The sequence below is a fragment of the Roseateles sp. genome (assembly GCF_036404855.1).
Lineage (GTDB): Bacteria > Pseudomonadota > Gammaproteobacteria > Burkholderiales > Burkholderiaceae_C > Pelomonas.
Genome location: NZ_DASWYS010000125.1, coordinates 1 through 14,110, shown reverse-complemented (window position 1 = coordinate 14,110; position 14,110 = coordinate 1). Strand labels below are relative to the sequence as shown.

Below are 14,110 nucleotides of genomic sequence, written 5' to 3'. Positions count from 1 at the left end.
GCTCATTCCCTGTGCACGGTGTCACGGCCTGGCGGGCAGGAAGGGGGCCAGCCAGCGCATTTGCGGCTTGTCGCGGCCGTCGCTGTGGGGTTCTAGCGACAGGAAGTAGTCGCCCCAGGTCGGCCCGCCGGCCCACCACAGCCAGCCGGCCCAGACGTCCGCGTTGTCTTGGAGGTGTTGCAGCGCACCGCGTACGGCCTGCTCACAGACGGCGTTGGCGCCGCCCCCCAGCTCGGCGAGCAGGGCGCGGCGTTGGTTCTGGCGCAGCCAGGCGGTGAAGTGTTTCAGCCGTTCTGCACCGATCTCGGGACTGACGCACTCGGCATGCGTCCCCGAGCCGTCCTTGTCGAAGTACTGGTGCACCTCGATGAGCAGGTGGTCCAGCGGGTCGCGGACGCGACCCATGACGTCGGCGTTGGGGGTGCCGTACCAGGTGCTTTCGAACCAGCTCCATGCGCCGGTGTAGCCGTTGCCGGGCACGGTGATGAGGTTGGTCGCGCCCGCGGCCCGGATGGCGTCGACGGCAGCCTGCGCGGCCTGGCCCCAGGTCTCGGTCTTCAGGCTGTGTGGCTCATTCACGAGACCGAACTGCACCCGGGGGTTGTCCTTGAACTGCAGGGCCAGCCGGCGCCAGAAATCGGCGAAGGCGGCGATTGGCACCTCGGGCGTGCCGATGCGCACCTCCTTGTACGCGGCGTAGTTGTGCGGGTCCAGCAGCACGTGCAGGCCGCGGGCCGTGGTGCCGTCGACGAAGGCGCGCAGCCGGGCCAGCTCGGCCGCGTCCAGCTCGCCCATCAGCATGGGCTGCAGGCGTTCCCAGCGGAAGCCGACGCGCATGAGGTTCATGCCCTGGGCCTGGTAGTAGGCGGTGCTGGCGACGCTGGGGTAGACGTAGTCCTTGCCGTAGACGCCGGGGAAGGGCAGCTTCTCACCCCATTCGGCGCTGGACAGGCTGACGCCGCGCCATTCGAGCGGGGCGGCGGCGGCGGCGGTGGTGGCGGCCAACAATGCGGTGGCGATCCAGGTCCTCATGCGGTCTCCTTGGCGGGCGGCTGCACGCCCAGCGCGGCAAGCACGTCCTGGCAGGCACCCATGGTGTGGTAGTCGGTCTTGCCGGCGGGACTCTTCTCGTCGGTGAGCTTGCTGTTGTCGGGCCCCAGGATCCGATACCAGGCGCCGTGCTTGTGGTCGACGAAGTGCTGCCAGGCGTAGGCCCAGAGCCGGTCGTACCAGCCCCAATAGGCGTTGTCGCCCGTCCGAACTGCCAGCCAGGCGGCGGCGGCCACGCTTTCGGCCTGCACCCAGAAGTACTTGTCGGCGTCGCAGATCTCGCCGTCGGGCGCGAAGCCATAGACGAGGCCGCCGTGCGTCGCGTCCCAGCCGTGCTTCATGGCGGAATCGAAGAAGTGGCGTGCCGTGGGCACCAGCCAGCTGGGCCGCGCTTCGCCCAGGCGGCGCTCCAACATCAGCAGCAGCTTGGCCCACTCCGTCAGGTGGCCCGTCTGGAAGCCCCAGGGGCGGAAGATGTTGGTCTTGTCGTGGCGGTTGTAGTCCCAGTCGGGTGTCCAGTCGCTCCTGTAGTGCTCCCAGACCAGGCCGCCCGCAAGGGCGGCCTGACGCTGGGCGATGGATGTGGCCAATGTCAGCGCCCGTTGGAGGTAGCGGTCTTCACCCGTCGCCGCATGGGCGGCCAGCATGGCTTCGCAGGCGTGCATGTTGGCGTTCTGGCCGCGATAGGCGCCGACCTGCCAGTCCGGCGTCGCTTCGTCGGCGTAGAGGCCATGGGCGGCCTCCCAAAAGCGACGCTCCATCAGGTCGAACGTGGCGGCGATGCCTTCACGTGCGCCGGGAACCCCGGCCTCAGCGGCATGCGAGTGGGCCAGCAGCACGAAGGCCAGGCCGTAGCAGTGGTGGGTGCCGTCGGTAACGGTGGCGCGACCATCGTGCCAGTCCAGCACCCAAGCGTAGCCACCTTGCGGCTGGCCATGGGCGTCATTGACGAAGGCCAGCGCGTGCGCCACGTCGGCGGCCGACCCGCCGAACCAGCGCCAGGCCAGCGCGTGGTTGAACACGAAGCGCGTGCTGCTGACGAGGTGACGGGTGCGGCGGTCGTAGACGGTGCCGTCGTCCTTGAAGAACTGAAAGCAGCCGCCGGTGGCGTCCTTTGAGCGCGGCGCGTAGAAAGCCAGCGTGTGGCGCATGTGAGCCCAAAGCGCCGGGGGCTGGCGCATATCGGGGACAGGGATCATTTCAGCACCTCGCTGCTCAGGAATCGGGTCAACTCGTCGGCCATCTGGGCATGCACGTCGATGCGCGGATGGGCCCAGGAGAAAGCCTGGAAGCGGTAGCTCCAGACCCGGGTGTCGCCTTCGTCGCGCAGCGTCTGCACGGCGCGCGACACGGCCTGCGGGATGGCGGGCTGCTCTTGCGGGGCGGACATGCCGCCCATCAGCAGCACGAGCTTGGCCTGCGGATAGCGGCCGCGCAGCTGGCGCACGAAGGCGAGGTAGCGTTCGCCGAAATCGGCTGCGATGGACAAGCCCTTGGACGCCGGGAAGCCGTGGTCGTTCTGGCCCAGGTTCAGCAGCACGACGTCGGGCGCGCGCGCGTCGGGCGGCGCAATCGCGGCGTCCTTGCGCGGCGCGTCGCGGTTCCACACCTGGGGCATCAGCAGGTCGTGCCACGTCGCCGTGATGCCAATGCCGCTGACGGCGATGCCGACATAGTCCGCGCCCAGACGCTCAGCTGTCACGGCGCCGTAGGCCCGCGTGCCGTCGTGGGGATAGAGGTCTTCGTACTGGTCTTCGGCGACGTCGCCGTTGCAGGCGCCGGCGGTGATCGAATCGCCGTAGAACGCCAGCTTCAGCGGGCGCTCGGGCGGCGGGGCGAGCAGTTGCGCGCCGTCCGCCAGGCGCAGGCCGTGGAAGGAAACCTCGGCCATGGAGCCCTCGGTGCGCTTGACGAGGCGCAGCGTGTGATCGCCGTCGGCCAGAGGCTCACGCAGTCGCCATGCCGTCCACCCCTGGCCGGGGACGGCCAGCGAGTGACGGTGGCCGTCGATCTCGACGGTGAAATGGCTGGTGCCCCAGTGCGTGGACGAGAACTCCAGGCTCAGTGTGCGGCCGGTGAAGCGGGCGCGCAGTTCGCTGCCGCTCCAGGCCAGTAGCCGCGTGCGGGGCATGGCCCCCGGGCCGATACGGCCCGACCAACGCAGCCGGGCGTCGGTGGCCGGAATCAGGCCCATGCGGTTGGTGGGCGTCTCACGCTCGAAGTCGCTGGGACGCAGGGCTGCCGGGTAAATGCCGGCCGACATGACGGCCAGCAGGCTGGCCGGGCGGCCGCTGCCCGCCCATTCGTCGCGCTTGACGCGCACCTGCATCAGGTGTGCGGTGGGTTCGAGGTCGCGGCCGACGACGGTGTAATGCCAGCCGAGATAGCCCTTTCGCTCCGGCACATGGCCTTTCAGCGTCACCCAGGGGCCATCGTCGACACGGGCCTCGAGGTTGCGGTACCGCTCGCTCTCGGCGTGGAAGATGGCGATCTCGCTGCCGTAGACGAGGAATCGGGCTTCGGCGTCGTCGGCTGTTGTGACCCAGCCGGGCTGCTGGCCGACCCATTCGGGGTGGACGTCGCCGCCGCGTGCGAAACCGTGCAGTTGGTAGGGCTTGAGCGTGTCGCCGGTGAGCAAGCGCGTGAACTCATGCGCGCGGCCATGGATCGGATCGGGCAGCGGCGCGGCAGCAGTCGCCGGGCCGTGGGCCACGGCACGCAAGGTTTCGGCCAGTGCGAGCGCAATGCGCTGGTGACCGGTGCCATTGGGGTGGATGGGCTCGTCGTAAAGCGTGGCCCAGCGGTCCTCGCCGGCATCGACGCGGGCCTGCATCCAGCGGCCGAAGTCCAGCGCCGTCAGCCCGTAATGGGCAGCCAGCCGCAGTTGAAGGTCGACGGCCTCGCGGGCAAGGTTGCCCTGCTGGGCAAGTCCCAGCACGAGAACGGCGGGCGGCCGCTTCGCGCTGAGCAGGCGGCGCAGCAGGGCTTCGTAGCTGCTGCCGCGCACGGCGGGGGCCAGCCACTGGTCGTTGACGCCGAACTCGACAATCACGAGATCGGGCTGTGCATCGAGCACGTGCGGCTCCAGCCGCTGCACGCCGGCCGCCGAGTCCGTGCCGCTGATGCCGGCATTGATCAGCCTGACCTTGGGCCCCAGTGACCTCGCCAGCAGGGCCGCCCAGCCGCGTTCGCGCGGCGGCTGGGCGGCGTAGCCGGTCGTGATGGAGCCGCCAAGAACGGCGACCGTGACGGGGTCGCCGGCTTCCAGCCGCTGCATGACGTCCTGCAGCCGGGAATCGGCCGCCGTGCTGTCGGCCGGCAGCATCAAAGACAGAGCCAACGCAAATCCTTTCAGCACATTCATCTCAGCCCTTGGTTGCGCCGGCCTGCAGCCCGACGACGAACTGCTTCTGGAACAGCAGGAACAGCACGATGGCAGGCAGCGACGCGAGCAGCGAGCCCGCCATCAGCACTGCGGCCGACTGGGGATTGAAGCTGAGGTCGCCTGCCATCTTGCCCAGTTGAAGCGGCAGGGTCAGTGTGGCCGCGTCGTTCACGACGAGCAGCGGCCACAGGAAGTTGTTCCACTCGCCCACCGCCACCGGGATGGCGATGGCCGTGAGTGCAGGCCGCAGCATAGGCAGTACGACGCTCCACCAGATGCGCAGCGTGCCCGCACCGTCCAGCGTCGCAGCGTTGACCAGGTCGTCGGGCACCGAGAGCATGGCCTGGCGGAAGTAGAAGACGACGAAAGCCTTCGCAAGCCCTGGCACCATCAGCGCCGCGTACGTGTTGATCCAGCCCAGCTGCGCCACCGTCACGAAGTTGGGAACGATGGTCACCTCCCACGGCAGCATCATGGACAGCAGCAGCGTGCGGAACAGCCAGCGGCTGCCGGGAAAGGGGCGCTGGGTCAGGACGAAGGCAACGAGCGACGCTGCCAGCAGGCTCACCGCCGTCACGACCGTAGTGACGAGCAGGCTGTTGGCATAGAAGCGCAGGAAGCCATGGCCCTCGACGGCGATCTGCAGGATGCCGGCGAGGCGGTCGGGGTCGGCCGTGGTGCCGGCCCAGTCGGGGTTGAAGAAGCTGCGCGAGGTGGCGACCTGCGGCCACAGCGTGGGCGGCTGACGCAGCAGCTCGGCCGAGCTCTTGAAGGCGCCGATGGCCATCCAGTAGTACGGCAGCAGCACGGCGGGCACCAGCAGCCAAAGTGGCAGCCGCAGCAGTCGAGGGAGCCAGGTCATCGGCGGCCCTCCCGCCCGATCAGCCTGAGGTTCAACCAGGTCAGGCCGAACAGCAGTGTCGTCTGCACCCAGGCGACTGCGGAGGCAAGACCCAGGTCGAGGTGGCGGAAGCCCCGGTCGAACAGGTAGGTGACCAGCATCAGTGCCGAGTCCAGCGGACCGCCCAGCGTGTCCACCGCGCCGTAGAGCAGGTAGGGCTCATAGAAGACCTGGAAGCTGGCGACCATGCCGGCCACACTGACGTAGACCAGCGTGGGTCTCAGGTTGGGCAGGGTGACGTGCAGCAACTGCTGCCAGCGTGACGCGCCGTCCAGCCGCGCGGCCTGGTACAGCTCCTCGGGGATGGCGCGCAGGCCGGCGACGAAGATGACCAGGTTGTAGCCCAGCACCGACCAGACGCCGACCAGCACCAGGACCGGCAACGCCCACTGCGGGTCCCCGAGGAAGCGTGCTGGCTCCAGGCCCAGCGCGGCGCGCAGGCTGTTGAAGAGGCCGTAGGTTTCTGAGTTGGCCAGCCACTTCCAGGCCGAGATGGCGCCCACGCCGCCGGCAACGGCCGGCAGGAAAAAGGCCACGCGGACCCATTGATGCAGACGCGAGTTGCTGCCGAAGTTCAACGCGAGGAGCAGCCCCAGCCCTACTGCGATGACGGACACCGAGGTCATGTAGGCGGCGGTGTTGACCAGCGCCGTCCAGAAACGCTCGTCGGCGAGCAGCTCGGCATAGTTGCCCAGGCCGATGAAGACCGGTGTATCGGTGGCGTGGTAGTCCGTGAGGCTCAGCCACGCGGAGCGAAGCACGGGCCACACGCCGAACAGCCCGAACAGCGCGAAGAAGGGCGAGACGAGCAGCATGTCTCGCCCATGGCGGCGCCACATCTTCATTGCCGGGTCCCCAAGGCGCGGTTCATGACGGCCGCCGCGCGGCTCAACTCCAACTGCGCGTCGCCGCCGGCCAGGACGACACGCTGCACGGCGCGAGTGACGAGGTAGTCCTGCCGCATCCAGGCGGGACAAGGTGGCGGGCCCTCGGCGTCGTCGAGCTGGGCCAGCAGCGCGTCGCGGTGGGGCAGCGGCAGGCTGGCGATCTGATCCTGCCGGCCGGATGGCAGCCACATGCCGCCATGGACCAGGGCCGCTTCGGCCATCCGGCGCGTGACCTCGGGCCGGTAGACGGTACGCATGAACTGCAGCGCCAGCTCGCGACGCGGCGAGAAGCGCGTGATGGCCAGCACCGTGCCGCCCAGCACTGCGGTGCGCCTGCCCGTCGGGCCGGCGGGAAGCGGCGCGGCGGCCCATCGGCCCATCAGGCCCTTGTGCACCATGTCCATGCGCGACAGCAGCCAACTGCCGGACTGCATCAATCCGTAGGCGCCGCTCTCGAGGCCGCCGTCGGCGTCGGGCCACGCGTCGGTGGGCGCCTGCAGCTCGCGGTAGAGGCGGGCGTAGTAAGACAGCGCGCGGACGGCTTCGGGGCTGTCAATCACGGCGCGCCGGCAGCTTGCGTCGTAGACCGCACCGCCGGCCTGGCGCAGGTAGGGATAGAAGCCCAGCCAGCTGGTGTTGCCCCACTGCTGTGCAAAGCCATGGTTTTGACCGCGCAGCGCACGTGCGGCGGCGAGGAAGCTGGCCCAATCGGCAGGCGCTTTGGGCAGGAGGTCGCTGCGGTAGTACTGCAGCTGCACATGCATGTCGAAGGGCGCCCCGAAGAGCCTGCCGTCGGGGCGACGGATGGCGCGCAGTGCCCCGGGGTTGGCGTGCTGTTCGAGCTGGTGGGCCAGGTCGGGCGCTGCCTCGTTCAGGTCCACCAGCGCACCTTTGGCGCCCAATGCGATGGCGTAGGACGTGCTGCCCGTGACGAGGTCCGGTCCGCGACGGCTGGCCAGGGCGGCGGAGTACTTGGTCATCGCGTCGGCCCAGGGCACGTCACGCACCTCGACGGCGATATCCGGATGGGCGGCGCGGAACGCGGCGACGGCGGGTTGCATCAGCTGGGGCGTCTTGTCGTCACCCACCATCCAGATGACCAGGCCGGCAGCTTGGGTCGGCGGCGCGCTGGCCGCGAGGCCGAAGGCCAGCGCCACCTGTACGAGCAGGGCTTTCATGACGTTGGGAAGCGCATGGCCTGCAAGGCCATCTTGTCTCTTGATGTTTACTAAACGGACTGAATTATGTTCGTGCACAACCGGGTCGTGTTGGCTGTCTCATCCAGAAAACATCGGGAATATCCCCGAGTGTCGGCAGTGTTTTAGAGAAACAGAATGCGCAACAAAACACTGTTTAGCTTTGCCCAAGGCGAGGCAGGAGACGAACCGCGATCGTCCTGACGCGCGGTGCAGCGGCTGTCCGGCAATGCCGGGCGCGCGCGTTTCCCGCCGCGGGCGGGCGTGCAACGCAACCGCAACGACTCCCACCCGTGAGCCTCGAACGACTGATCGATCTGCATGACGGCTGGCAAATGGCCGAGGTGCCAGAGGGCCTGGACGGCCCGGCGCTGGCGGCCCTGCCGGCCGACGCCTGGCTGCCAGCCGCCGTGCCTGGCACGGCCCATGGTGCGCTGCTCGCAGCCGGCCGCATTCCCGACCCCTTCTATGGCCGCAATGAAGCCGACGTGCGCTGGGTGGGCGAGCGTCGCTGGGCCTGGCGGCTGGGCTTCGAGGCCGGTGAACTGGCGTTGAAGGAGGACCTGGTCTTCGAGGGCCTGGACACCTACTGCGCGGTCTGGCTCAACGGCGAACGCCTGCTGGTGTCCGACAACATGTTCGTGCCGCAGCGCGTGGACGTGCGTGAGCGCTTGAAGCCGGGCCGCAACGAGCTGCTGCTGTGCTTTGAGCCGGCACTGGCGCGCGCCCGCGATGTCGAGGCGGTGCAAGGCAAGCGCCAACTGTGGAATGGCGACAGTGCTCGCCTGCATGTGCGCAAGGCGCAGTACCACTTCGGCTGGGACTGGGGCCCCGAGCTCATCGTCGCGGGGCCGTGGCGCGCCGTGCGCCGCCACGGCTGGAGCGCGCGTATCGAAGACCTCAGCATGCGCAGTGAACTGGGCGCCGGAATGGCAACGCTTCGGGTCGAAGCCCAACTCGAGGGGGAGGGGGGGCGCTGCGAGTTCGAACTGCTGGACCCTGAAGGCCGCAGCGTCGCGACGCAAGCCGTGCCCACGTCCGGGCGTGCGAGGGCGAGTGCGACGCTCGTGGTGGCCGATCCCCGGCTGTGGTGGCCCCGGGGCCTGGGCGGCCAGCCGCTCTACACGCTCGTCGCACGCGTGCTTGACGGCGAGCGCATGTTGGCTGAAAGCCGCCGCCGTGTGGGCCTGCGCACACTGCGCCTGGTGCAGGAGCCCGTGGACGGCGAGGTCGGCAGCAGCTTTCATTTCGAGGTCAACGGCCAGGCCTTGTTCGCCGGCGGCGCGAACTGGATTCCCGACGACAACCTGCTGGAGCGCATCACACCGGCGCGCTACCGCGAGCGCGTGGGACAGGCCGCAGCAGCGAACATGAACATGCTGCGCGTCTGGGGCGGCGGCATCTACGAGCACGAGGCCTTCTACGAGGCCTGCGACGAGCAAGGCCTGCTCGTCTGGCAGGACTTTATGTTTGCCTGCGGCCTCTACCCTGCCAATGCGGCCTTCATGTCCAGCGTACGCGCGGAGGCCGAAGCGGCCGTGAAGCGTCTGCGCCATCACGCCTGCCTAGCGCTCTGGTGCGGAAACAACGAGGACTACATGCTGGCCGAGTCGGTCGGCCTCGCTGGCCCGGGCGTGCCGGCGGAGCGCTTTGAGGCGCGCGCTCTCTACGAAGGCTTGTTGCCCGAGGTCTGCGCGGCGCTGGATCCGGATCGCCCTTACTGGCCCGGCAGCCCGTTCACGCCGGCTGATGCGTCGGGCCAGGGCGTCAAGTCCTCCGACGCGACAGTGGGCGATCGCCACAGCTGGGAGGTCTGGCACCAGCAGATGCTGCCTTACCAGCGCTATGGCGACGTCCAGGCGCGCTTTGTCAGTGAGTTCGGCATGCAGTCGCATCCATCGCTGGCGCTGTTCGAGTCGGTGCTGCCGCCAGCCGAGCGCTTTCCCGAGAGCCGCACCGTGCAATGGCACAACAAGGCCGGCTCGGCCGCGGGGCCGGACGGACACAGGCGCCTGGCGGTTTACCTGGCCGACAACCTGCGCGTCGGCCCTACGCTGGCAGACCATGTCTACGCGACGCAGTTCGTGCAGGCTGAGGCCATGCGCGTGGCCTACCAGGACTTCCGCCGCCGCTGGCAGCGGCCCGGTGCGCGTGCGGTGGGCGGTGCGCTGGTCTGGCAGCTCAACGACTGCTGGCCGGTGACGAGCTGGGCCCTCATCGACGCGTCGGGTGCGGTCAAGCCGGCCTGGCATGCGGTGCGTCGGGCGATGGACATGCTGGCCGTGGCCGTGCGGCTGGAGGCAGGCGGGGCGCGGCTGGCCGTCATGAACGGTGCCATGGCCCCGGCTGCAGTGAAGCTGCAGCTGCGCGTTTTCGCGATGGACGGGCAGGTGCTGGCTGAGACCGGCGTGGCCCAGGAGGCGCCGCCGTCGACTTGCGTGGAGACGGTGCTGGCGTTGCCCGGGTTCGATGAACCTGTGGTGGCTGAGGTGCTGGCGCTGGACCCGCGGGATGGCCGGGAACTGGCGCGTGACTGCGCCTGGACCGAGCCCTTCAAGTTCTACAGCCTGGCGGGTGCGCGTCTTGAAATCGCGGCCGAGGACCAGGTCTTGCGCCTGAGCTGTGACCGGCCCGTCAAGGGCCTCTGGATTCGGCACGAAGGCCTGGCCCTGAACGACAACTTCATCGACCTGATGCCGGGTGTTGGGCGGTGTGTCGCCTCTGGGATAGCGCTACCAAGGTCGTTGACGGCAACGGCGCTTGACCTTCCCGCAACAACTTTCAATCTGCTGAAAGGAGGTGGGTGAGTGCAAAGGCAGAAATGCGTGTATCCCCTATCCCTGATAGTCCCAATGTTGACTGGAACAAACATTGGTAGCGTTACCAGATACCTGCGTCATTGAACCTGCAGGACCGACACCAAGCCCGTCAAGGACTGGATGTTTCCCACCAAAGAGGAGCAACGAGGATGAGACAATTCAAGCGGACAACGCTGTCACTAGCGGCCGTTCAGGCGCTGGTTTGGGCAGCCACACCAGCGCTGGCGCAGAACGCGGCGGCGCCGGCGCCTGCGGCCTCACCGGCCACGGACAAAGGCCCGCAGGCTTTGGAGACCGTTATCGTCTCCGGGCGTCGCGCTGCGCTCGCGTCGGCACAGAAGCTCAAGCAGGAGTCGGACGAGATCGTCGACTCGGTCGTCGCTGAGGAGATCGGCAAGCTGCCGGACCGCTCAGTGTCCGAAGTGCTTCAGCGCATCGTCGGGGCGACGATGTCGCGTGTTTCAGCATCCAACGATCCAGTGCACTTTTCCGTCGAGGGTTCGGGTGTCAACATCCGTGGCCTGACCTACGTGGCGGCCCAGCTCAACGGTCGTGAAACCTTCAGCGCCAACCAGGGCCGCAACTTGGGTTTCGAGGACGTGCCGCCCGAGCTGATGGCGGGCGTGGACGTCTACAAGAATCCCTCGGCCGAGCAGATTGAGGGTGCCATCGGCGGCCTCGTGAACCTGCGCACGGCACTGCCCTTCGACTTCCCGGGCTTCAAGGGTTCGCTCTCCGTCGATGTGAGCCGCAACAGCCTTGCCGCGAAGAACAAGCCCAGTGTCTCGGGCCTGCTGACCAACACCTGGAACACCGACATCGGCAAGATCGGCCTGCTGGTTGACGTTGCGCATTCCCTCAGCGCCAACCGCACGGACGGTCTCGTGCTCGACCCCTTCTACAAGCAGTCGGCGACCAGCAGCACCTGGATTTCGCGCGGCATCACGTGGCGGCAGCAGTTCTATGAGCGCGTGCGCGACGGCCTTTACGCGGCGGCGCAATGGCGCAATGGCGATGTCGAATCCTCGCTGACCTTCTTCCGCTCCAAGTACCGCTTCGACTGGAACGAGAACAATGTCAGCAACCAGGTCGATCCTTACAACGTCCGCGTGCTCAACGGCACGTATGACAGCAATGGCGTGATGACCAAGGGCACGCTGACTGGCGTGAACGGCAGCGGCGACGTGACCGGCATCGAGGTCGAGAACCAGACCCGCTACTCCAAGCGCAGCTCGCAGACCGATGACCTGTCCTGGAAGATCCAGGGCCGGGTGAACGATCAGCTGACATGGACTTCAGACCTGCAGTACATCAGGTCCAAGACCCAGAACTTCGACTCCACCGTAGGCACGGGTGTGCAACTGCCCAGCGAGCAGGTGGACTACACGGGCTCCATGCCGCGCCTGGTGTTCGACAGCAGCGCGATGGGCATCCTGAACGATCCGTCCAAGTACTACTGGGCCATGATGATGGACCACCTGGACAAGGGCAAAGGAACGCAGAAGGCCTGGAAGGTCGACGGGCGGTGGACGTTCCGCGACAACCCCATCCTGGAGGACTTCCGCTTCGGCGTGCGTATCGCCAAGCGCGACGCCGAGACCATCAACAGCATGAATGGCCAAGGCGACTCTTACAACTGGGCCACCATCACCCACGCTTGGCAATTGGGCTGGAACATTGGCGAGCTGGCCTACATCAACCAGTCCAACATTCCGACCTACAAGAACAGCTTCAACAACTTCATGGGCGGCGGCAAGGTCAACCTGCCTTCGCTGTACTTCCCGGCCGCGTCCGTGGCATTCGGTTGGCCCGACAGCTATAACCAGCTGCACCAGCTCTATCTCAACAAGTGCGCGGCCTTCGCGGCCACCGCAGGCTGGGATGGCGCAGGCTGCGCGCAGCAGGCCAACAGCTACCAGGGCGGCGGCAAGTGGCAGGTGGCCTCCTTCGGCACCGACCCCAAGGGCACGAACTCGCAGACCGAAACCACGGCAGCGGCTTACGGCCAGTTGCGCTTCTCGTTCGAGGAGAAGGGTTTGCCGTTGGACGGCAACATCGGCCTGCGCGCCGTGCACACCAAGAACGAGGCGCAAGGCTATACCTCGCTGAGCGTTCAGGCTGCGCCCGCCGGTGCCGTGCTGGCGAATGGCGTCGTGCTGCCCAACTTCACCGCAGCGGCGATTGCGGCGAACACCACGATGCAGGACATTCGGCAGAGCTTCACGGACTTCCTGCCAAGCCTGAACCTGCGCCTCAAGGCTGCGCCGGATTTGCAGTTCCGCTTCGCCGTGTCGCGCGCGCTGTCGCGTCCGCAATTGGGCCAGATGCAGGCCTATCTGCCGATGAAGTTGACGCTGGATGTCGACCAGCCGGAAGAGGGCTCCACCCTTCCGCCGGTCGTCAAGACCGTCAAGCTGACCGGCAACGCCGGTGGCAATCCGACGCTCAAGCCCATCAGGTCGACGCAGGAGGATTTGACGGCCGAGTGGTACTTCGGCAAGAGCAGCTCGTTGACCATGGCGGTGTTCAACAAGAACCTCAAGGACATCATCCTCAACCAGACCTTCAAGCGCACCATCTCTGACAGCGACGGCAAGCCGGTGAGCTTTGTGATGAACGGCCCCGTCAATGGCGCGAAGGGCTATGCGCGGGGTGCGGAACTCGCTTACCAGCAGTACTTCGACTGGGTGCCGTCCTGGTTGCAGGGCCTGGGCGTGCAGGCCAACTACACCTACGTCGACAGCAAGGTGAAGCGTTACAACGCGGTCTATTCCGCCTACTGCACGCCGGGGGCGGGGCAGGACAACCTGAACCTGTTCATCAACGGCTGCGATACCGATGGCCGCTCCTTTGGCGACATGCCCTTGGACAACCTCTCGCGCAACACCTACAACATCGCGCTGCTGTTCGATCGAGGCCCCCTGTCCGCGCGCATTGCCTACAACTGGCGCGGCAGGTACCTGTACGGCGTGGCGTTGAACTCTGACAACACCGGCCCGAACCAGACCAATGCGCTGGACACCAACCCAGCGAGCCCCACTTACAACCGGCATGACATCAGCCTGCCGCTGGGCCTGCCGCTGTGGGCGGACGCGTATGGCCAGGTGGACGTGGGCCTGCACTACAAGTTCACCGACAACTTCACGATGGGTCTGGACGCGACCAACCTGACGAACAAGACGTACAAGCAGATCATGCAGCAGCACATTGGCATGATCGGCCACAACTACTTCACGTCGGGGCGCAGCTTCAAGCTCAGCGCGCAGTACAACTTCTGACCTTCGCGCCGGTGGAGCCGGCTCAAACAGCAAGGGCACCGTTGTTGGTGCCCTTGTTCATTGCCGATCTGAGGACCTATTTCAGCGGCGCCGCTGCGCAGTATCTGCGGATGAACTCCGAATGCTCGGGCATCGCCGCCACGCAATTGGAGATGGTGTCGGACACGCCCTTGAAGTAGTTCACCGTGTCCTCAACACCCTGCAGGTCAGCCAGGGCCAGCCAGCCCCTGGGGCGCAGGTTCTGGCCCTCCATGACCTCGAACCAGCTCGGCTCGCGAAACAGGTCGGTTTCGACATAGACGAGGCGTCCGCTTGCGGCATAGAGGTCCATGCGCCATCGCAGCTTGTCGGGGATGGCCATGTTGGCGCACGCCTGCCAGAAGCCACCATCCTCCCGCTGGTTCAGGTGGTAATGCAGCACGATGAAGTCGCGCACCGACTCATAACGTTCGCGACTCACACGGTTGTACTCTGCGATCTCCGCTGGGTCGAAGCCGCGGTGCGGGAAGGCCTCGATGAGCCGGGCCACCCCCATCTGGATCAGATGTAGGGCCGTCGACTCCAGCGGTTCCACGAAGCCGGCCGACATGCCGA

9 protein-coding genes are annotated in these 14,110 nt (G+C 67.0%); 2 read left to right on the top strand and 7 right to left on the bottom strand.

All coding sequences use genetic code 11. The features are described from left to right. Positions 1-21 precede the first annotated feature (21 nt). From VGF12_RS08430 to VGF12_RS08405, 6 genes are read right to left on the bottom strand one after another with little or no spacing between them, the layout of a single operon-like run. Positions 22-1,032, bottom strand: coding sequence for a glycoside hydrolase family 5 protein (locus VGF12_RS08430; RefSeq protein WP_331175588.1), 1,011 nt, complete (start codon positions 1,030-1,032; stop codon positions 22-24). Next, the gene (locus tag VGF12_RS08425; protein ID WP_331175587.1) at positions 1,029-2,249 is read right to left on the bottom strand and encodes an AGE family epimerase/isomerase; all 1,221 of its coding nucleotides are present in this window, start codon (positions 2,247-2,249) and stop codon (positions 1,029-1,031) included. Before VGF12_RS08425 ends, VGF12_RS08430 begins: the two co-directional genes overlap by 4 nt. Next, on the bottom strand, positions 2,246-4,414 hold the full coding sequence (locus VGF12_RS08420) for a GDSL-type esterase/lipase family protein (protein ID WP_331175586.1): 2,169 nt from the start codon (positions 4,412-4,414) through the stop codon (positions 2,246-2,248). The genes VGF12_RS08425 and VGF12_RS08420 overlap by 4 nt, the downstream gene beginning before the upstream one ends. A gap of 1 nt (position 4,415) precedes the next feature. Next, complete coding sequence (locus VGF12_RS08415; protein ID WP_331175585.1) at positions 4,416-5,297, bottom strand: carbohydrate ABC transporter permease; 882 nt, start codon at positions 5,295-5,297, stop codon at positions 4,416-4,418. Beyond that, the gene (locus VGF12_RS08410) at positions 5,294-6,181 is read right to left on the bottom strand and encodes a sugar ABC transporter permease (protein ID WP_331175584.1); all 888 of its coding nucleotides are present in this window, start codon (positions 6,179-6,181) and stop codon (positions 5,294-5,296) included. The genes VGF12_RS08415 and VGF12_RS08410 overlap by 4 nt, the downstream gene beginning before the upstream one ends. Next, positions 6,178-7,401: an extracellular solute-binding protein gene (locus VGF12_RS08405; RefSeq protein WP_331175583.1), complete on the bottom strand. Its 1,224-nt coding sequence runs from the start codon at positions 7,399-7,401 to the stop codon at positions 6,178-6,180. Before VGF12_RS08405 ends, VGF12_RS08410 begins: the two co-directional genes overlap by 4 nt. Positions 7,402-7,712: 311 nt before the next feature. Here VGF12_RS08405 and VGF12_RS08400 point away from each other — a divergent pair, with 311 nt between their 5' ends. After that, positions 7,713-10,226 (top strand): glycoside hydrolase family 2 protein, encoded by a 2,514-nt coding sequence (locus tag VGF12_RS08400; protein WP_331175582.1) that lies wholly within the window; start codon positions 7,713-7,715, stop codon positions 10,224-10,226. Positions 10,227-10,387: 161 nt separating this feature from the next. After that, positions 10,388-13,516, top strand: coding sequence for a TonB-dependent receptor (locus tag VGF12_RS08395; RefSeq protein WP_331175581.1), 3,129 nt, complete (start codon positions 10,388-10,390; stop codon positions 13,514-13,516). 76 nt (positions 13,517-13,592) lie between these two features. Here VGF12_RS08395 and VGF12_RS08390 read toward each other — a convergent pair. Further along, a partial coding sequence (locus VGF12_RS08390) for a tryptophan 7-halogenase (protein WP_331175580.1) occupies positions 13,593-14,110 on the bottom strand: 518 nt, incomplete at its 5' end.

What these genes read in the sequence shown, in the direction of transcription:
- VGF12_RS08395 (WP_331175581.1), top strand. Translation starts at nt 10,388, where the DNA reads ATGAGACAATTCAAGCGGACAACGCTGTCACTAGCGGCCGTTCAGGCG.
- VGF12_RS08405 (WP_331175583.1), bottom strand. Translation starts at nt 7,401, where the DNA reads ATGAAAGCCCTGCTCGTACAGGTGGCGCTGGCCTTCGGCCTCGCGGCC.
- VGF12_RS08420 (WP_331175586.1), bottom strand. Translation starts at nt 4,414, where the DNA reads ATGAATGTGCTGAAAGGATTTGCGTTGGCTCTGTCTTTGATGCTGCCG.
- VGF12_RS08410 (WP_331175584.1), bottom strand. Translation starts at nt 6,181, where the DNA reads ATGAAGATGTGGCGCCGCCATGGGCGAGACATGCTGCTCGTCTCGCCC.
- VGF12_RS08430 (WP_331175588.1), bottom strand. Translation starts at nt 1,032, where the DNA reads ATGAGGACCTGGATCGCCACCGCATTGTTGGCCGCCACCACCGCCGCC.
- VGF12_RS08415 (WP_331175585.1), bottom strand. Translation starts at nt 5,297, where the DNA reads ATGACCTGGCTCCCTCGACTGCTGCGGCTGCCACTTTGGCTGCTGGTG.
- VGF12_RS08425 (WP_331175587.1), bottom strand. Translation starts at nt 2,249, where the DNA reads ATGATCCCTGTCCCCGATATGCGCCAGCCCCCGGCGCTTTGGGCTCAC.